The 17,787-nt window shown below is 72.1% G+C and carries 14 protein-coding genes and 4 pseudogenes; 9 read left to right on the forward strand and 9 right to left on the reverse strand.

All coding sequences use genetic code 11. The features are described from left to right. The first annotated feature begins 18 nt into the window (after nt 1–18). Nucleotides 19–2,277 (forward strand): aspartate aminotransferase family protein, encoded by a 2,259-nt coding sequence (locus tag ACFV9T_RS03675; protein WP_385436448.1) that lies wholly within the window; start codon nt 19–21, stop codon nt 2,275–2,277. A 6-nt stretch (nt 2,278–2,283) separates the two neighbouring features. Further along, on the forward strand, nt 2,284–3,606 hold the full coding sequence (locus tag ACFV9T_RS03680; protein ID WP_385436449.1) for a PucR family transcriptional regulator: 1,323 nt from the start codon (nt 2,284–2,286) through the stop codon (nt 3,604–3,606). A gap of 54 nt (nt 3,607–3,660) precedes the next feature. On the opposite strand, the gene ACFV9T_RS03685 is transcribed toward ACFV9T_RS03680, so the two are convergent. Continuing rightward, nucleotides 3,661–4,842 (reverse strand): acyl-CoA dehydrogenase family protein, encoded by a 1,182-nt coding sequence (locus tag ACFV9T_RS03685; RefSeq protein ID WP_385436450.1) that lies wholly within the window; start codon nt 4,840–4,842, stop codon nt 3,661–3,663. A 200-nt stretch (nt 4,843–5,042) separates the two neighbouring features. On the opposite strand from ACFV9T_RS03685, the gene ACFV9T_RS03690 reads away from it, so the two are divergent. Next, a complete protein-coding gene (locus tag ACFV9T_RS03690; RefSeq protein WP_385436451.1) occupies nt 5,043–5,750 on the forward strand; it encodes a hypothetical protein in 708 nt (235 codons plus the stop codon). Between the two features lie 104 nt (nt 5,751–5,854). Beyond that, on the forward strand, nt 5,855–5,998 hold the full coding sequence (locus ACFV9T_RS03695; RefSeq protein WP_385436452.1) for a hypothetical protein: 144 nt from the start codon (nt 5,855–5,857) through the stop codon (nt 5,996–5,998). On the opposite strand, the pseudogene ACFV9T_RS03700 reads toward ACFV9T_RS03695, so the two are convergent. Beyond that, nucleotides 5,965–6,093: pseudogene (locus ACFV9T_RS03700) on the reverse strand (type I restriction endonuclease subunit M); the annotation flags it as partial. The gene ACFV9T_RS03695 and the pseudogene ACFV9T_RS03700 sit on opposite strands and share 34 nt — an antisense overlap. 14 nt (nt 6,094–6,107) lie before the next feature. Here ACFV9T_RS03700 and ACFV9T_RS03705 point away from each other — a divergent pair. After that, a complete protein-coding gene (locus ACFV9T_RS03705) occupies nt 6,108–6,305 on the forward strand; it encodes a hypothetical protein (RefSeq protein ID WP_385436453.1) in 198 nt (65 codons plus the stop codon). On the opposite strand, the gene ACFV9T_RS03710 is transcribed toward ACFV9T_RS03705, so the two are convergent. Together ACFV9T_RS03710 and ACFV9T_RS03715 are read right to left on the reverse strand one after the other, a co-directional pair. Next, nucleotides 6,259–6,969 carry a GNAT family N-acetyltransferase gene (locus tag ACFV9T_RS03710; RefSeq protein WP_385436454.1) on the reverse strand — a complete coding sequence of 237 codons (711 nt, stop codon included), beginning with the start codon at nt 6,967–6,969 and terminating at the stop codon, nt 6,259–6,261. The two genes, ACFV9T_RS03705 and ACFV9T_RS03710, sit on opposite strands and share 47 nt — an antisense overlap. 300 nt (nt 6,970–7,269) lie before the next feature. Then, nucleotides 7,270–12,150 carry a DUF4132 domain-containing protein gene (locus tag ACFV9T_RS03715; protein ID WP_385436455.1) on the reverse strand — a complete coding sequence of 1,627 codons (4,881 nt, stop codon included), beginning with the start codon at nt 12,148–12,150 and terminating at the stop codon, nt 7,270–7,272. 149 nt (nt 12,151–12,299) lie between these two features. On the opposite strand from ACFV9T_RS03715, the pseudogene ACFV9T_RS03720 reads away from it, so the two are divergent. From ACFV9T_RS03720 to ACFV9T_RS03730, 3 genes and pseudogenes are all read left to right on the forward strand, one after another. Then, a pseudogene (locus ACFV9T_RS03720) lies at nt 12,300–12,644 on the forward strand (aminotransferase class V-fold PLP-dependent enzyme); the annotation flags it as partial. Continuing rightward, nucleotides 12,630–13,140: pseudogene (locus ACFV9T_RS03725) on the forward strand (class I SAM-dependent methyltransferase). The pseudogenes ACFV9T_RS03720 and ACFV9T_RS03725, both read left to right, overlap by 15 nt. A 53-nt stretch (nt 13,141–13,193) precedes the next feature. Then, nucleotides 13,194–13,493, forward strand: a complete 300-nt coding sequence (locus ACFV9T_RS03730) for a hypothetical protein (protein ID WP_385436456.1) — start codon at nt 13,194–13,196, stop codon at nt 13,491–13,493. Between the two features lie 123 nt (nt 13,494–13,616). Here the strand turns inward: ACFV9T_RS03730 and ACFV9T_RS03735 are convergent, their stop codons facing one another. Continuing rightward, nucleotides 13,617–14,369, reverse strand: coding sequence for a TIGR03943 family putative permease subunit (locus tag ACFV9T_RS03735; RefSeq protein WP_385436457.1), 753 nt, complete (start codon nt 14,367–14,369; stop codon nt 13,617–13,619). Continuing rightward, the gene (locus ACFV9T_RS03740) at nt 14,366–15,439 is read right to left on the reverse strand and encodes a permease (protein ID WP_385436458.1); all 1,074 of its coding nucleotides are present in this window, start codon (nt 15,437–15,439) and stop codon (nt 14,366–14,368) included. Before ACFV9T_RS03740 ends, ACFV9T_RS03735 begins: the two co-directional genes overlap by 4 nt. Nucleotides 15,440–15,673: 234 nt before the next feature. Between ACFV9T_RS03740 and ACFV9T_RS03745 the strand changes: the two genes are divergently transcribed. Beyond that, nucleotides 15,674–16,132: a Fur family transcriptional regulator gene (locus ACFV9T_RS03745; protein ID WP_385436459.1), complete on the forward strand. Its 459-nt coding sequence runs from the start codon at nt 15,674–15,676 to the stop codon at nt 16,130–16,132. A gap of 100 nt (nt 16,133–16,232) precedes the next feature. Here ACFV9T_RS03745 and ACFV9T_RS03750 read toward each other — a convergent pair. The 3 genes and pseudogenes from ACFV9T_RS03750 to ACFV9T_RS03760 all read right to left on the reverse strand — a co-directional run. Further along, nucleotides 16,233–16,343, reverse strand: a pseudogene (locus ACFV9T_RS03750) (30S ribosomal protein S18); the annotation flags it as partial. Between the two features lie 21 nt (nt 16,344–16,364). Then, entirely contained in the window at nt 16,365–17,531 is a 1,167-nt protein-coding gene (locus tag ACFV9T_RS03755; protein ID WP_385436460.1) for a CobW family GTP-binding protein, read from the reverse strand. Further along, nucleotides 17,528–17,785, reverse strand: a complete 258-nt coding sequence (locus ACFV9T_RS03760; protein ID WP_385436461.1) for a type B 50S ribosomal protein L31 — start codon at nt 17,783–17,785, stop codon at nt 17,528–17,530. The genes ACFV9T_RS03755 and ACFV9T_RS03760 overlap by 4 nt, the downstream gene beginning before the upstream one ends. Nucleotides 17,786–17,787 lie beyond the last annotated feature (2 nt).

Raw genomic sequence — 17,787 nt, forward strand, 5'->3', positions numbered from 1 at the left:
CACCACAGCGAGGACGCCATGAACCCCTCCCCCTCTCCGAAGTACGCCGAGAAGCACGCCGAGCGCTTCCTGGACGACATGCTCTCGGCCTGGTGCCTGGATGTGGAGTACACCCACGCACGGGGCAATACGGTCCACTCCCCCGACGTGTCCGGCAGCGGAAGCGACACAGCGGTGACCGACTTCGTCGGCGGCTTCGGCTCGCTCATCTTCGGCCACAACCATCCGGAGATCATCGACCACGCCAAGGCCCTGCTGGACGAACTGACGCCGGTGCACGCGCAGTTCTCCCAGCGCACCCAGGCCCACGAGGTGGCCGCCCGGCTGAACGCCATCCTGCGCCGGGAGTTCGCCGACCAGGACGAGGGCTCCGCCGGCAGCTACTCGGCGATCTTCGCGAACAGCGGCGCCGAGGCCATCGAGGCCGCCCTCAAACACGCCGAGCTGGAGCGGGTGACGCGCCTGGGCGCACTCTCCGAGGAGCTGACGGGCAACCTGGCGCGGGCCACCGAGGCGCTGCGCGCCGGAACGGCGGTGCTCGGCCCGCGCGCCAGCGACCTGATCGACTCCAGCGCGGACCAGGACGCCGACGTCACCGTCCTGGCCGAGGAGTTGGGCCGCCACAACGCCGCCGCCCTGGCGTGCCCTTCCCTCTTCCTCGCGCTCACCGGCGGTTTCCACGGCAAGCTGACCGGCAGCCTGCAGCTCACCCACAACCAGGGCTTCCGGCTGCCGTTCCAGGGTCTGGGCGCCCAGACCAGGTTCGTCCCGGCCGGGCAGCCGGAGAAGCTGCTGGAGACCCTGGAAGCGGAACGGGTCACCGCACTCGATGTGACGCTCTCGGACGGCGTAGTGGAGGTCGTCGATCGCGACGTTCCCGTCTTCGCCGCGATGTTCGCCGAGCCGGTGCTGGGCGAAGGCGGAATCGTCGAGCTGCGCCGCGCCGAGGCGCAGCGCATCCAGGAGATCTGCCGCGCGGCCGGTATCCCGCTGGTGGTGGATGAGATCCAGACGGGCGTGGGCCGCACCGGCGCGTTCTTCGCCAGCTCCCGCATCGGGCTGCGCGGCGACTACTACACCCTGGCCAAGAGCCTTGGCGGCGGGCTCGCCAAGACCTCGGTACTGCTGGTGCGCTCCGACCGCTACCAGCAGGAGTTCGAGCTGCTGCACAGCTCCACGTTCGCCAAGGACAGTTTCTCCTGCTCCATCGCCCTGAAGGTGCTGGACATGCTGGAGGCCGACGGCGGCCATGCCTACCGCCTGGCGGCCGAGCGCGGTGCGGCGCTGCGCACGGCGCTGGAGGGCGTACAGGCCGACTACCCCGACGTCGTCGCCGACGTACGGGGCACCGGCCTGCTCCTCGGATTCGAATTCCGCGACCAGTCCGACGCCGTCTCGGCCCATATCCGCGCCCAGGCCCTCGGCGGCTTCTTCGGCTTCGCGGTGGCGGGCTATCTGCTGCGGGAGCACGGGGTGCGCCTCATGCCCACCGGCAGCGCCCCGAACACGCTGCGCGTCGAGCCGTCGGTGCAGGTGACGGACGCGGAGATCACCAAGCTCACGGCCGGCCTGCGGACCGTGTGCGAGATCCTGCGCAACCAGGACGCCCTGCATCTGGTGCGTCCGCTGGCGGGCCGCACCGCCGAGTCCGCCCGACGCGAGGTCAAGGACTTCCGGACGGAGATCGCGGTACCCCACCTCGACGAGCCGTCGCCCCTCACCGTCGGTTACGTGGCCGACCTCGGCACCCCGGCCGCGCTGCGCGCCTTCGACTCCTCCCTCGCCGACCTCGACGACGACGCGCTGCGGGCCTTCGTACGCCGGACCGCGGTGGCCGGGGCGCTCGCGCCGCTCCCGCCCGTCCGCTTCCGCTCGCGGCACGGCTCGTCGGTGGACCTCGTCGTCTATCCGGTCCTGACCCCGGAGTCCGGAGGCTCACAGGACGAGCACCCGGAACCGCCCGCCGCGGCGCTCGGGCAGCTGCGCACGGCCGTGGCGGCCGGGCATGCCGCCGTGGCACTGGCCCCCGCCTTCGCCACCGCCGCCCTCCCCTTCTCCCCGGGCGTCCCGGTCGTGACGGGCGACGGGCTCGGCGGCGCGAACACCGTCGTACGGACCCCGGACGGCGCCTCCACGCCGCCCGGCTTCGCCGTCGAGGGCGGTGTGGGCGGCGCGGTGGCCGAGGCGCTGCTGCTCGCCCTGAACGGGCCCGACCGGCAGCCCACCGGCGGTATGCGTCAGTCGGCGGCCGAGCACGGCTTCCAGATCGCGGGCTGAGGCGCGATGTCCCAGCGGCAGGCCGACCCGGACGACCGTACTCCGCACTCCCTGTTGCGGGTGCTGCGCCCTTCCGACGACACGGTTGTGGAACGCGCCGCGGTGGGTCTGCCGCTCCTCGCCGAGGCCGTGGACCGCGTCGGCCGGCGGCCCACCGGATGGGCGGTGGAGACCTCCACCGCCCTCAGCGGCGAGGTGGTGCGCGAGTGCCGATCCCCTGAGCGCCCCTCCCCCGCCTCGGATGAGCGCTTCGTCGAGGCGCTGGTGCTGTGGTCCGTCCTCGCGCTGCGCGAGGCGTCGCCACCTGATCCGCTCTTGGCCGAACTGGGCGCCACGGTAGGCGAGTTGGTGCACCTCGGGCTCCCGGTCGACCTGGCGCTGAAGTATCTGCGGGTCACCCACGCCCGGGTCAGCTCCCTGCTGTTCACCCGTTGCGCGAGCGCGGTACCCGGGACGGCGCAGGCCGACGTGATGCGGGAGACGTCCGCGCGGCTGTTCAACGCCATGGAGCAGATCGCCTCCTGGCTCTGCGAACACTTCGCCGCCGAGCGGGAGCGCTGGCTCGCCGACTCCCGGGCACGGCGGGCGGAACTGGCGCGCTCGCTGCTGTCCGGTGCGAAGGTATCCCCCGGCCAGGCGAGCACGCGGCTCGGATACGACCTGACGCTGCACCATCTCGCGCTGGTGCTGTGGTGCGAGCACCATGTGGACGGCTGTGTCGGCGAGTTGGAGCGTGAGGCCCGCCAGTTGCTGGAGCGGGCCGGTTACTCCTCGGTACTGCTGCTGCCCGCCGGACCCGGCAGGCTGTGGGCCTGGGGCGGCCGGGCCAGTGGCCCGCCCCCCGAGACGGGACGGCTGCGGGCCGCTCCGGAAGCACCGCCGCACGCCCACATCGCCGCCGGACTCCCCGGCGCGGGGCTCGCGGGGTTCCGCCGTTCCCACGAACAGGCGGGCCGGGTCGAGACGGTCGTCCGTACGTCCGGCTCTCCCGCCTCCGTCCACGATTACGCGTCCGTCGAACTGGCCGTGCTGCTGGGCGGCGACCTGAACTCGACGGCGGGCTTCGTGACCCGGGAACTGGGGCCGCTGGCCGGGGGCGGCGAGACCAACTCCGCGCTGCGGGAGACCGTCAAGTGCTATCTGGACCACGAACGGAGCCTGTCGACGGCGGCCGAGCGGCTGCACGTCGCGAAGAACACGGTGGCCTACCGCGTCAAGAAGGCCGAGCACCTGCTCGGCCGCTCCCTGCGCGAGGAGCGCCTGCGCCTGCACGTCGCCCTGCACCTCGCGCAGACACTCGGCACCGCTGTCCTGCGCGGCGTCTCGTAGGGGGCGCGACGCCCCCCGACGCCTCCCCGCGACGCCCCCTACGAGACCCGACACTCAGTGGAAGATCGAGATTCCCGGCCGCCCGAGCAGCGCCCGGCTGTAGTCCTCCAGGATCATCGGGTGGTTCAGCATGGCGTGCCGGCTTCCGGTCTCCAGGTCGCGCCAGTAGCGCTGCACCGGGTTCTTGAGGGCGAAGCCGCTGGTACCGGCGATGTCGAGGAGCTTCTGCATCCCCCGGCGGCTGCATTCCAGCGCGGAGGCGCTGTGCATGCGCAGCCGCGCCCGCTCGGGACCGGCCAGCTCCTCGCCCTTCCGCGCCTGGTCGATGCCGTCCGCGGTGGCGAACATGTGCAGCATGCCGGTCTCGATCAGGTGCGTGGCCTCGGCGAACCACACCTGGATCGTCGGGGAGTCCACCGCGCGCTCGTAGGTGGAGTAGGCGATGGGCCGGTTCTTGTCCAGCGTCTCCCGTACGACGTCCAGCGCGCCGCGCGCGGCGCCCACGAGCGAGGACAGCGAGTGGAGGTTGCCCTTGACCAGGACGGTCGGCGAGATCAGCTCCTCGTAGCGGCCATCGGGGGCGCGGTTGGGGATCAGCGCCCGGTGGTGCGGGACGAACACGTCGGTGGCGACCATCGCATGGGTGCCGGTGCCCTCCAGCCCGGCGACGTGCCAGGTGTCCTCGATGACCATCTCGCTGGGCCGCAGGAGCACGTCGACGGCGCCGACCGCCTCGCCGTCCTCCATCAGCGGTACGGCGCCCAGCATCGCCCAGTCCGAGATCTCGCAGCCCGAGGCGTAGGGGAAACGGCCGTTGACGACCAAACCGCCCTCGACGCGCTCCGCGCGCGACGCGTGGAGGCTGGCGGCGGACAGCAGCACCGCGTTGGGGTTCGCCCCGAAGATCTCCTGCAGCCCTTCCTCGGGCAGCAGCAGCGCGAAGTCCGTGGACGCGGCGTGGTTCGCGGTGATCCAACCGGTGGAGGCGCAGCCGCGGCCGATCTCGGAGAGCACCTCCACCTGGGTGCGCATGTTCACTTCGTACCCGCCGAAGCGCGGCGGGATGGTGAGCCGGAACAGCCCTGAGTCACGCAGCGCCTGCATGTTCCCGGGCGCGACATTGCGCTGCTGCTCGGTGCTCTCGGCGTTCGAGCGCAGCTGCGGAATGAGGTCGTGCGCACGGGCCACGAGATCCTGGGGAGCGATCGTCTGCTCGGCTACGGAAGCGACGGACACGGTGGGTGTTCCTCCTTGAGTGGTACGGGGCAGGACCGCCCCGTTCACCTGGGCAGTCAACTCCCCCCGCCCGGCTCAGCGGCTGGCTCCGCACCCCAGACTCCCCGCGAACTTTGGTCCCCGGGACCAGCCGCGGCCTACAACCTAAGGTGCCGCGGAAGCGTCCCTTGGATGACCGGTTGCGTGCGCGAGGAGGGGCTATGCGTTGGAGCGACTGGACCGGAGGCCGACGCGCGGTGGTGGCCGCGGGTGCGGCTCTGGCGGCGGTGGTGGGTGTGGCGGGCAGCCTGTACCTGGCCGATGGCGAGGGCAACGGCTATCACGGCTGCCGAGGCGCCGATGCCAACTACGACGCCGCCTATCCCGACTATCCGGCACAGGATGCGCAGGACTGGGTGTCGTTCGGCGACCACGTGACTGTCTTCCACATCAGGGAAGGCAGCGAGAGGCAGGCACGCGGCGAACGCAGTGCGGAGATCGTCGTCGACAAGGTGCTGCACAGCAGGGACCATGCGAAGAAGCTGCCGGACCGCTTCCGTGCAGAGCTGTGGCAGGTTCCGTGCGCCCCGTGGATCAAGGCCGGTCACACCTACCTGGGCCTGATGGTATTCGACAGCGTAAGAGATGAACCCCCCTCATGGCGGCCCGTGCACAGCGGAGGTGTGCTGCCCTACGACCACGAGTCCATCGGCAGCGGCGAGATCGCGGGAAAGGAAGGCGAGATGCCCTATGAGGACCTGTCGCCGTTCGGGCTCTCCAAACAAATGCATGGCGAACACGCGCTGACGCTGCAGAGCCTCCTCATGAAGACCGAGCCGCACTCGGAAGCGGCGAAGCACCCGGACCTGTCACCGGGCGAGCGGTACGAGCGGGTACGCGAAGCCCAGGAAGCGGGACGCGACGATTGAGATCCCGGTGCGAGTGCCCCGCTTGTCCAACCCTGCGACAATGGATGAAGCGATGCCATGCGGATGAGCACGTCCGATCGTCCGCGTACCAACGCGTCGTCTCGGTGGCCGCTTCCTCACGGAGCCGCGACCGGGACCGCGAGATGGTGGCCACGATCCTGCGGGACCTCATCGAGGTGGTGTCCAAGACGGCGGTGATCGCCCTCGTGGACAGGATCGCGATGGCGAACAGGTTCGTGTTGGGATAAGGCTCCGGCCACCACGGCACGTGGCCGGGGGCGTCGAGGGGAAGCTCACTGATCGTCGCGTCCGAGTGTTCCCACGTGCGCCGGTAGAACCCGACGCGCCCTGGGCGACGTGCACGCCTTCGAGACCCACCTCGCCCGGCGGCTGCCCCGCCTGGCCATCGACGACCGTTCGCTGGTCCTGCGCACGGTCAAGCACATGGGGCGGTTGCTCGACGAGGACGGCCGCTCCGTGGGCATCGTCCCGCTGTTGCACCCTCCCGTCACGGTGTGCGGAAACCTCGGAAAGTCACCTGCTTGCGGGTGGTGAAGCCGAGCCGCTCATACAGCGCGATCGCGCCGGTATTCGCCTCGGCCACATGCAGGAAGGGACGTTCACCGCGGGCCACGATCCGCGCGACGAGCGCACTGACCAGACGTGCGGCGTGGCCTCGCCCGCGCGCCTCGGGAGCGGTGCAGACCGCGCTGATCTCGGTCCACCCCGGAGGCCGCAACCGCTCCCCCGCCATCGCCACCAACGTGCCATGGTCGCGGATGCCGAGGTAGGCGCCGAGTTCGTGGGTGCGCGGCCAGAACGGCCCCGGCTCGGTCCGCGCGACGAGATCGACCATCTCGGCCACGCTGTCCCCGCCCAGTTCGACCACCCCGTTACCGGTCCCGGCCCCCGCAGGGGAATGATCGGGCCGAACGATGCCGGGCCAGACCATCTGACGGCCCTGGAGACAGAAGACCGGCTCCCAGCCCGGCGGCGGAGTGGCCGGACAGCTGAACATGTCGGCGAGTTCGCCCGGTCCGAGCAACCCGGCCAGGTCGGCCCATTCCGTCGCGTCCGGGTCGGCGGACACCGCGGAGAAGGTCGCGACGTCCGGCAGGTAGGTGGCAGCCCGGCCGAACCGGCGGGCGAGATGCGCGTGGTGACCGCCGAGCGATTGCCCCACCGGGTCGTCGAGTGCCAGGACGTCGCGGTCCACCATGGTGCCGTACCTCTCATATCGCGCGCGGGACCCAGCCACCCACGCAATGCCATAGGCGTCCCGACGGGGGCGCGTCTGCCGCCGGTGCGGCGGCCGCTGTGCGCGGCTCGCCGCTGAGCCCGATCACGGCACGTGGACCTTCGCGGTCAATCTCGCGAGCAGCGGCTCGAGGCCTTCAGCTTACGGCCTCGACCTGGTCGGCAACGTCATCGAGATGGGCATCGCCACCGCCATGGGCCTGATGCGGCGACCGTGGTTCAGGCCGAGGTAGACGTCGATGAGCGGCTTCCTCCGGGAACGTCACTCCAGCCGGGCCGCGGCCTCCAGGGGCTCGGATGTACGGAGGAAGCGCAGGTCGTCCATGACCAGGGCGACATCGGTGGCGCCGCCGAGGCGGAGGGCCGGGGCCAGCGCGTCCAGGTTGGACCAGCGGGACGGGCGGAGATGGACGCGGTAGCCGTCTCCGGCGGGCTCCAGGGTGAGGGCTTCGCCGATGGCGAGCCTGCTCTCCGGGAGGTGGGCCGCGGTCGCTCCGGCGGCTCGTTCCAGGGCGGTGACCGAGGTGACCCCGGCGGCGATGGGCAGGGTCGTGTCCGGGCCGGTGACGTGTTCGCGCAGGTCACGCAGGCGGGCGGCGGCGGTCGTACGGGCGGGGTGGCCCCCCGGCAGACGGTCGGCCAGGAGCCTCACAGCGCGGGCGATGTGGCCCAGCGGCGGTTGGGACGGACGCTCGCCGAGCAGGGCCATCAGCGCCGCCAGGGCGTCCTCGGCACCGGAGGCGAGGGTGACCCACTGCTCGGTGGTGAGCGGGGTGAGCCTCGGGTGGCGTTCCGTCCAGTACGCGACCGCCCGGTCCAGGTCGGGGCCCGTACGCCAGAGGTCGGCGGGGTCGTCGGGCATGAGCGACTCGACGACTCGCAAGGCCTCGTCGGTGGTGGTGAGCGCCTCCAGGGAGAGCGCGGCGATGCGCAGTTCGATCTCGGTCAGGCCGAGTTCGCGGGCGCGGGCGGTGTCGCCCTCGCGGAAGGCGGCGACACGGCCCCGCGCCCAGCCGTCCGGCCAGGAGAGCGTGCGGGCCGAGGTGGACAGCAGGATCAGACACTGGGCCGGTGACAGGCCGGTGGCCTCGGCGAACGCCCGTACGGTCGCCTCTCGGTCCACGGGCGGCGGGCCGTTCTCGGCGATCAGGTCGAGCGCCCGCCGGAGCCGGTCCGGGTCGCCCCAGCCGCGGCAGGTTCGCAGCTCGACGACCCTGTTGCGGGTGAACAGGAGCGGGTTGGGCCCGTCCGGGGTGTAGAGGAGTGCCGTGACCGCGTACCCGTTCCCCACCTGCTCGTAGTCGGCGAGGGCGGCGGCCATGATGGGGCCGTAGCCCGAGTGGATCTGCCCGAGGTCGTACTCCGGGCGCAGCCGGGCGACATGCCAGGTGCCGTCGGTACGGAGGAGTTCGGGGACGGCGGCCAGTTCCGCAAGCGGGGCGTGCCTGTCGCCGTTGTCCCACGCGGCCTCCAGGACGGCGGCGCCGAGGCGGCCCAGCGTGTTCTCGATCCCCTTGACGGCGGGGGCGTCGAATATCGCGATCTTCTTGTCGTACGGCACTTCGACGGCGGCGCGGGCGAAGTGGACGATCCTTTCGTACGGGGACTCGGGCCCCGGATCCTCCGGCTCGGGGGACTTCTCGGACCGGACGGCGGCCGGTGCCGCGGAGGCCTGTGCCGGGCGCGGGTGGGGCGGCGGGCTCAGCGCCAGGCGTTCCAGCAGGGCGTACGCGCGCTCGCGGCATTCGACGGCCGTCCACACCAGGGACGTGACGCCCGTCCAGAGCGACTCGTCGGTGATCTCCGGCAGCAGCGGGCGGAGCCGTCCCGCCAGCTCGGCGCGGGCGGCGGCCTTTGCCGAGTACTCGCTCTCGGGGTCCAGCACCCGCATGAGGTCGGCGGCGAGCGCGGCGTCCGCGACGTCGATCAGGGCCCGCGCCTTCTTCTCGTCGACGGCGCGCAGCGCCCTGGACCCTTCGGGGTCGCGCGGCCGCATCGCCGACCACCAGCCGGGCGGCGCGACCAGGCGGGTCCCGGATGCGTAGCGGTGGTACTCGACCGTGCTGATGTTCTGGGCACCGTCGTGCTCGGGCACCCTGCCCCAACCGCGGACGTAGCGGCCGATGGTCCGTCCGGCCGGGTCCCGCAGCTCGATGATCCGGCCCTGGCCGCGCCATACGGTGGCCTCGGCGCCACCGGGGAAGGCGACCCGTTCGCCGTCGGCCGGTTCGACGCGGCGGGCGGCGGGGTGCGTGCTGCCGTGCGGGCAGTGCGGGCCGCCGTGGTCCAGTACGGTCACCCGGCCGTTCACGGCGATCAGGCAGCGGTCGTAGAGGTCGCGCGCCTCGGTCCGTTCGTGGGACCGGTGGGAGACGGGCTCGTACGTGCCGAATCCGTGGGCCGGGCCGACTCCATCCGGTGTGACGACGGAGGCGCGGAACTTGTGCTCCCAGAGCCGTCCGGACTGGATCAGGAGCAGGTCGGTGCCGCTTTCCTCCAGGTAGTCGGTGATGGTGTTGACGTGGCCGGGGACGAAGGCGGGCAACTCCAGTTCGTCGAGGACGCCGCCGCTCAGCGTGGTGGCGAGGGCGCGGGCCGGGTCCGTACCCGTAGCGATCGTCCGGACGCTGTCCAGGAGGGGGCCGGGAACTCCGGCGACGGTGAGGCGTTCGGCGTCGCACAGGGCGGCATGCGCGTCCGGAAGTCCTTGATGGGGGACCCGCTCGGCGTGCTCGGCCAGGATGGCGGCGACAACCCGTGCCGTTCCCGGTGTCGCGGTCAGGGCCCGTACGGTCTCGGGGGCGGTCTGCTTCGGGACGGCGGGCTCGGTGACGTTGAGCTGGTTGGTCACGTTGCCCACGATCGCGTCGCGCAGGAGCGGAGCCCAGTGCGGGTCGGCGGCGACGGCGGACAGGTCGGTGCCCGCTCCGGAGGCGAGCCGGTCGTACAGCTTGAACGTGTGCAGCAGCCGGGGCCGCGCGAGCGGGACGCCGCGGTCCAGGAGGAGTTCCAGGAGCGGGAGGTCGGCGGCGGTCTCCTCCCAGCGGTTGACCTCGTCCTCGTCCACGCCCAGTACCGCCTCATGGTCGTCGCAGGTGAGGCCCTCCGCGCGCAGCCGCGTACCGGCGTCGTGCAGGAGGTCTCCGAGACCGGCGACGGGGAGTGCGAGCCCCGCGTACAGCTTCAGGAAGCGGCCGAGCCAGTCCTTCGCCGCCGCCCCCGCAAGCCCGGGGGATGTGGTGAACGGGGCGGTCAGGCCCGCGCCCGCGAGGTTGCCGAGGAGGAGCGACACTGCCGCGCTCTTCGCCGTGGGCGTGTCCTTGGCGGGCAGCGGCAGGATGGCGAGGAGCGCGCGACCGATGCCCGCGTCCGCCCGTGCCATCGGGCCGAGCAACGGAAGGACGAACTTCCACAGGGCCTGCGGTGCCGACTCCATGCAGCCGCTCTCCAGCAAGGCCCGTACGGCGCGTTCGTCCCCGGGCCCGCCGAGCGCGTGCCCGGCGGGCTTCGCCAGCGCCGCCCAGCCGTCGGCCAGGGCCAGCGCGCCGTCCGTGCCGTCCGTGCCGTCCGTGCCGTCCGGGAATTCCTCGCACCATTCGGTGAGCAGGCCGCGGTGCCAGCGGTACGCGTCGGGGGCGGGATGGCGGGCGGCGAGCCGCTTGCCGTGCTTCTTGAGCGTGGCCGTTCCGGCGGCGTCCGGTCCCGCCGCGAGGTACGCCGCGACGAGCGCGGCCTCGGCGACCGACAGCGCGTGCGCGTCCTCGGCGGCGCGGGCCTTCTCGAAGAAGGCGGCGGCGAAGCGGGCGCTGCCCACGGCGGCCAGGATCCGCGCGCATTCCTCGTAGAACGGCGGCAGCAGCTCGGGCGCGTGCGTCTCCAGGTCGTCGCCGGTACGGGTGAGCGCGGTGCGCGCGAGGCCGGGCTTGCGGGCGGCCAGGGCGCGGGCGGCCCGCAGGTCGGTGTGCGCGGCCAGGATGCGGGCGCGGTGCGCCGGGTGCCTGTTCAGGACGGATGCGAGGAAGCCGAGCGGGCCCGCGTGCACGGTGCCGAGGCCGGTCTCCGCCACCGGGTCCAGGTCGTACAGCGACTTCTCGGCCTTGTCACCGTCTACGGCCGCGCGCCGGACGAGTTCGACGACCGGCTCGTCCAGGACGGAGTGCTCGTAGCGGACGGCGACGCACGTGTCCTCGTCGGAGCCGGTGGGCGTGCCCGGCAGCACCGCCCCGGCGCGCAGCAGCACGTCGCGCGTCGGGGCTGTGCTGCCGGAGGGCACCACGGTGCCGGGCTCGCCTTGGAGGGCGTCGCAGTAGTGGGCGTACGCCTCGGCTGCCTCCACCACCGGCTCCGTCCCGTCCACGGTGCGGGCCGCGTACAGAGCCATGAGAACGCGGACGCCCTCGGACCAGGCGATGTCGCCGATCTCCCGGCCGCCCGCGGTGAAGCTCAGCCCCGCCATGTAGGCCGGGCTCATCGGCCCGCTCCAGTCCAGGTCGATCTCGATGCCGAGCGGCTCGGGCGCGTGCACGGTGAACCGCGCCCTGTCCCCCTTGATACGCCCGCCCAGCTCATGCACACGGCGCTCGAACGCGGCGCCGCTCTCGTATCGGGCGTCCAGGTATCCGAAGGTGTCGACCACGCCGAACGTACGGTCCATGCTCGCGGGACGCGTCCACACCTCGCGGCGTACCTGCTCAACAACCTGCGTGAGGTTCCGCCCCCGCCAGATGGGCAGCTCGTCGCCGAGCAGCAGCGGGTGCGGGATCGCGAAGGCGTCCGCGCCGGTCCACGCACCCTCGCGCAGGAGCGCGCAGCGACCGAGGCAGGGCGCGCCGTCCACGATCGGGGCGATGACCAGGTCGGTGAGCGTCTCGCGCCACACCGGGTCGTCCCACACGGCCGCGAACACCGCGGCCGGGACCGGCAGCGACCGCACCATCCAGGACTCGACCCGGTCGTGCACCGCCCGCGCGTGCTCGCCGAGCCGGCCGCAGAGGGCGGCGAGCCGTACCGCGGTCGGGTCCTTCCTGACGTTGGCGGGCACCTTGGCCAGCACGCGGCCCGCGGCCGTCCGGCAGGCGAGCACCGGCCGCTGCGTCCCCTCGACGGTGAGTTCGTGGCCCGTCGCGATCCCGATCCATCCCATGGCACGCCATTCTTGACCACCCCTAAGACATCCGGCGGCCCCGGACCGAAACCCGTCCGGCCGGATCGAGAAGTCACCGAGTAGACCTGCGTCGCAGCGCGGGTCGGGAAGGCACGAGGTCATCTCCCATGTGGCTCCCAGAAGGCAGCCAGGTCGGCCATCTGCGCGTCTCCGTGTCCGATCTGGACGTGGACTTCGTCGCCTTCTCCGGGCACAAGGCCCTGGCGCTGCCGGGCTCGGGCGCGGTATGGGCGCGCCAGGCGCGCGGACCGGCCTTCCGGCCCGGTGGCTGGAGCGGTACGCCGAACACCGTCGGCATCGCGTCCCTGGTGGCCGCGCTGGACTGGCTGGACGCGGCGGGCACCGACCGGATCGAGCGCTGGACGGTCGCCCTGGCCGCCCGGCTCACCGACGGACTGCGGCAGTTGGACGCCTATCAGGTGCTGGGCTGCCAGACCAGCCTCGCCGCGGACTCGGGCGTGCGGGAGCGCCAGCAGGAACGCTACGCCGTCGGCCGCGAGGAGCGGTTCACGGTGATGGCCGACATCGTGCAGCACGTAACGGCCGGACAGCCGTGTCCGCTGATCGTCGACCTCGGCTGCGGCCCGGGGTCGCTCGCCGCACGGCTGGCCGAGCGGATACCGCGGGCGGAGGTCGTGGCAGTGGACATGGACCCACTGCTGCTGGAACTCGCCCGTACCCGCCACGCGGACGCGGCCCGCTATGTGGAGGCGGTCATCGCAGACGCCGGATGGACCGACGCGCGGTGCCCGGCGTTCCGAGCGGCTGCGCGCGTTCGCCCATGAGGACTGGGAGTCCTGGTGGGCATCCGCGGCCACTCCGCTGTCCCGGCATGTCGAGCTGCTCCGGCAAGCGGGGTTCGCGCAGGTGGGACCGGTCTGGCAGGTCGGGAACAGCCATGTCCTCGTTGCCCGTTCCCGCTCCCCATGGAACAGGAATGCACGTCCTGAGCGCCGAACCGTAGCGTGAGATGTGGCCCAAGTGCACAATGTGCCAGGGGGGAGAAAGAAGGTGTTGCCCCCATGACAACCAGCACGCACACACCCCACACCGACCACTCCCACCAGCATGGCAGCGGCTGCGGCCACGTCGCGCTCCCGCACGACGACCACACCGACTATGTCCACGACGGCCACCTGCACCGGACGCACGACGACCACGTCGACGAGTGCGAGCCCAGTGGCCACATCGTCCACGACGGCCACGACCACCAGCACCACGCCGACTGCGGACACGTCGCCGTACCACACGGCAACCACGTGGACTACGTTCACGACGGCCACCGCCACGCCGAGCACGAGGGGCACTGGGACGACCACTGACCGCTCCCCGGCTGTCGCCATGACCACTGCGTTCCGCGACGGCTGACCCTTCGGCCTCCCCGCCCCGGGAGACCGGAAAAGCCCCAGGCCGTCGGCCTGGGGCTGGCCCTTGTGCCACTGTTGTCAACGGCCCGTCCGGGTCACCACCACATCGTTGTACGGGTCCTTGGGTTCGGGAACGCGCTTGACTGTCTCGGCGTCCAGGGCGGGGCTGGCGTCGTCCGTACCGACCTTGCCGGTGGGATGCCAGGCGCCGGTGACGGTGACCCAGGCGTCGGCGGGCGGCGCCGCGGCCCCGTGCACCCGTATCTTGCGCACCGTCGCGTCGGCGGCGCAGCAGCTGATGGCCAGGCGGCTGACGTACCAGGTGCCGTGGTGTCCGGGGGTGACGAAGCCGGTGAGACGGACGGTGCGCCCCTTGAGCGTGCCGCCGGTGTCCCAGACGGCGCGGGAGCTGAAGTCGTTCAACGACATCTCGACGACCCCGTTGCGCGGGAGGGCGGGGTAGAGGCTGTCCGAGGCGGCGGGGGCCTCCGCCTTCGTGTCGTCGCGGGCGGCGGTGTACGAGCCGAGGGCGGGCGGCGCGAGGAACAGGATGGTCAGGGCCGGTACGTAGAGCAGCCAGGCGATTCGTGGACCCCCGGAATGATCGTGACCGTCGTGGCCATGACCGTGGTCCGTGCGCGGGCGGTTGAAGGGGAAACCGTCGCGGGCGGCGCTGACCGCGCCGAGCACGATCAGCAGCACTCCGGAGACGATGAGCGCGGGCCGCAGACCAGGCCGTACGTAGCGCAGATACAGATCGGTCAGCAGGGCGATGTGCAGCAGGCCGACGCCGGTGAACAGGAGCAGCAGCACCTGGATGTTGCGCTTCACAGCAGCCACCACCCCACCAGGGCGCTGCACAGCACCGCCGTGACCCAGGTGGCAGCCGAGAAGCGCAGCGCGAAGGCGCGTCCGAAGGTGCCCGACTGAAGGGCGATGAGCTTCAGGTCGACCATCGGCCCGACCACCATGAAGGCGAGCCGGGCGGTGGGCGAGAACCCGGTGAGCGAGGCGGCGACGAACGCGTCGGCCTCGGAGCAGACCGCGAGGACCACCGCGAGCAGCCCCAGCATGGGCAGCGACAGCCACAGGGAGTCGGAGAAGAGCCGCAGTACGGAGTGCGGTACCGCGACGTTGAACGTGGCCGCGGCCGCCGCGCCGACCACCAGGAAGCCCCCGGCGTGCAGGAAGTCATGCTGGAGCGAGACCCGGAACTCCTCCGCGCGGCTCGCGCCGGGCGTGTGCCCGAGCGGCCCCTTCGGCAGCCGCAGCCACTCCTCACGGCCCGCCCTGAGCCACAGCCACCCCATGGTGACGGAGGTCAGCAGCGAGGCGATCAGACGGGCCGCGACCATCCAGGGGTTACCGGGGAAGGCCACGTATGTCGCCATCAGCACGATCGGGTTGATGGCGGGGGCCGACAGCAGGAAGGCCAGCGCCGCCGCCGGGGTCACCCCGCGCCGCATGAGGCTGCTCGCCACCGGGACCGACGCGCACTCGCACCCCGGCAGCACCGCCCCGGCAGCGCCCGCCACCGGCACCGCGAGCGCCGGGTTGCGCGGCAGCACCCGGGTGAATACCCACGCCGGTACGAAGGCGCTGATCGCGGCCGACACCAGAGTGCCCAGCAGCAGAAACGGCACCCCCTGAATGACGATCGCGGTGAACACCGTCCGCCACGCCGCCACGGCCGCGTTGTCGAGCCCGGCGGAGATCTCGGACCTCAGCACGAGGGCGACGACTCCGAGCACCGCCACGGGAAAGCCCGCGACCAGCGCATGGGAAGTGATGCGCGCGGCCACGCGCAGCCCGCCGCCCCCGTCGGGGTGTGCGACCGGCGGCGTCCGCTCGGGGGTACGGCCCTCGGGCAGCGGTGGCGCGACGTCGACATCGCTGTCCACTGCGCCCCCTCAATTGGCTCTTTCTCACGGCGACATCCGCAGGCACACATTAGCGGCGAGGGGCCGGGGGCGGATGCCTGTTCGGGAATCGGCCGCCCCGGTCCTCCTCCTCGGCGCCGGGCCGAGCGGCCTCACACACATGAGCCACCATTCATACGGCGATGGCTTTCATTTTCATCTATGGTGGAGTGACACATACCGCTTCCAGCCGAGTGCCCGTGGAGGTGATCTGCCGTGAGCAGCCGGAGGACCCGGCAGCGGTCCGCCGTCCTGCGCGTCCTCACCGGCTGCCAGGACTTCGTCTCGGCCCAGGAACTGCACGCGCTGCTGGCCGCCGAGTCGGTCCCGATCGGGCTCACCACCGTTTACCGCACCCTGCGACACCTGGAGGCCACCGGCGGTGTCGATGTCGTCCGCGACGACGCCGGGGAACGGCTCTACCGTCCACGCCCCGCCGACGGGCACCGCCACTACCTGATCTGCCGCCGCTGCGGCCGGAGCCGGCCGGTGGACTCCGAGGTGGTGGAGCGGTGGGCGGAGCGGATCGGTACGGATACCGGATTCGCCGCGGTGGAGCACACCGTCGAACTCACCGGTGTCTGCGCCGACTGCCAGTCCACCGCGGACGAAGGTGGGCCGCCCCCGTGCCATCGGGAGCCCGCCCGGGGCCTGGCCCGCGGCTGCGCGAGCTGAGGCAGACGGTACGTCGTCCGCTCTGCCGCGACGACACCACCACCGAAAGCCGCTGAGGGGTTGGTCATCAGCATGACCAACCCCTCAGCGGCCGGAGCGGCTATCGGGAGCCGTAAGGGATCAAGGCCATTTCGCGAGCGTTCTTGATGGCGCGGGCTATCTGGCGCTGCTGCCGCCGCGTCACATGGGACACCCGGCGGCTGCGGATCTTCCGTACGGTGCCCGTCCTCGTTCAGGACACCGGGTCGAGCAGGTCGTCGAAGGCGTGCGACAGCTTCTTCCAGCCGTCCGGCCCCGCCGCGTACTCGGCGTCGGTGAGCAGACACGAGTCCAGCAGGGCGATCAGACCGTCGCGATCGAGGCCGGGCGAGGTGAAGGTGAGGTGCTGGCAGCGGTCGCCGTGTTCGGGGTGCCAGTCCAGCGAAGCGGCCACCCGGCGCTCGGCCGGCACCATCTCCCAGGCGGCGTCCGGCAGCGCGGCCAGCCACGGCCCAGCGGACTCCACGCACAGGGCGCCGCCCGCGGCGTCCCACGACAGCAGGGTGTCGGGCCGGTCGGCCAGCCAGAAGCGGCCTCGGCTGCGGGCCGCGGCGCAGCTCAGATCTTCCAGCGCCGCATAGAGCCGGTCCGGATGGAAGGGGCGGTCGCGGCGCCAGACCAGGGTGCTCACCCCGTGTTCATCGCCCTCCTGCGGCAACAGTGCGCAGGCCGGATGCTGACGGGCGGCCGCCGCCTCGACGTCGAACCCGGTCAGCAGCGCCGCCCCCAGAGCCCCCTCGTCGACACCCACTTGCCGTGCGCCCGGGGTGAGCTGGGTCAGCAGGGTGTGGTCAGCGTCGTCCGCGGGCTCCTCACATGAGGTGTCCTCGGCAACGGCGATCACGGTGGGGTACTCCACCTGCCGGGCGAAGGTGTCCGCGACGGTCCGCTGGTCGGCCGGGGCCGCGGCGAGACCGACCTCGGCGAGGTCGTCGCCGTTGGCGAGATACGGCACCATCAGAGCCGGGTCGATCGCGGTGGCCACCCCGGTCAGCTCCAGCGGCGCGCCCTCGGCGGCGATGACGGCGGCCATGGCCTGGGGCTCGACCGATTCCCACAGTTCGACGACGGCGAGCCGGTGTCCGCCGCCGGTGGCCAGACGCAGCAGTTCAGGGACTATGTCCTCGCGCAGGGCACAGCACGCGCAGTCGTTCACCAGTGGCGCGTCACCGCTGTCCAGTAGGCCCGAGGCGTCGCGCACGGTGCGGCGCACGGCGCGGTCGGTGGCGGCCGACAGGTCGTGGTGGAGCGCCACGGAGCCGGGCACCGTACGCAGGATTTCCTCGACGGCCGCCCGGCGCGCGTCGGCGTGCAGTCCGCCGACGACGGCGACGGGCAGCCGGGGCTCGTCCGCGTTCACCGGTCCCTCCGTCCGCGCCCGTAGCGCCGCTCGAAGCGCTCAACGCGGCCCGCGGTGTCCACGACCCGCTGGTTGCCGGTGTAGAAGGGGTGGCTCACCGAGGAGATCTCGACGTCGATGACCGGGTAGGTGTTGCCGTCCTCCCACGCGACGGTGTGGTCACTGGTGGCGGTGGAGCGGGTGAGGAAGGCGAAGTCGGCGGCCCGGTCACGGAAGACGACGGGCCGGTAGGTGGGGTGAATGCCGGGCTTCATGG

The organism is Streptomyces sp. NPDC059850 (assembly GCF_042731515.1).
GTDB lineage: Bacteria > Actinomycetota > Actinomycetes > Streptomycetales > Streptomycetaceae > Streptomyces.

Coding starts and splice junctions, on each gene's coding strand:
- ACFV9T_RS03675 (WP_385436448.1), top strand. CDS start 19: ATGAACCCCTCCCCCTCTCCGAAGTACGCCGAGAAGCACGCCGAGCGC.
- ACFV9T_RS03680 (WP_385436449.1), top strand. CDS start 2,284: ATGTCCCAGCGGCAGGCCGACCCGGACGACCGTACTCCGCACTCCCTG.
- ACFV9T_RS03690 (WP_385436451.1), top strand. CDS start 5,043: ATGCGTTGGAGCGACTGGACCGGAGGCCGACGCGCGGTGGTGGCCGCG.
- ACFV9T_RS03710 (WP_385436454.1), bottom strand. CDS start 6,969: ATGGTGGACCGCGACGTCCTGGCACTCGACGACCCGGTGGGGCAATCG.
- ACFV9T_RS03715 (WP_385436455.1), bottom strand. CDS start 12,150: ATGGGATGGATCGGGATCGCGACGGGCCACGAACTCACCGTCGAGGGG.
- ACFV9T_RS03730 (WP_385436456.1), top strand. CDS start 13,194: ATGACAACCAGCACGCACACACCCCACACCGACCACTCCCACCAGCAT.
- ACFV9T_RS03760 (WP_385436461.1), bottom strand. CDS start 17,785: ATGAAGCCCGGCATTCACCCCACCTACCGGCCCGTCGTCTTCCGTGAC.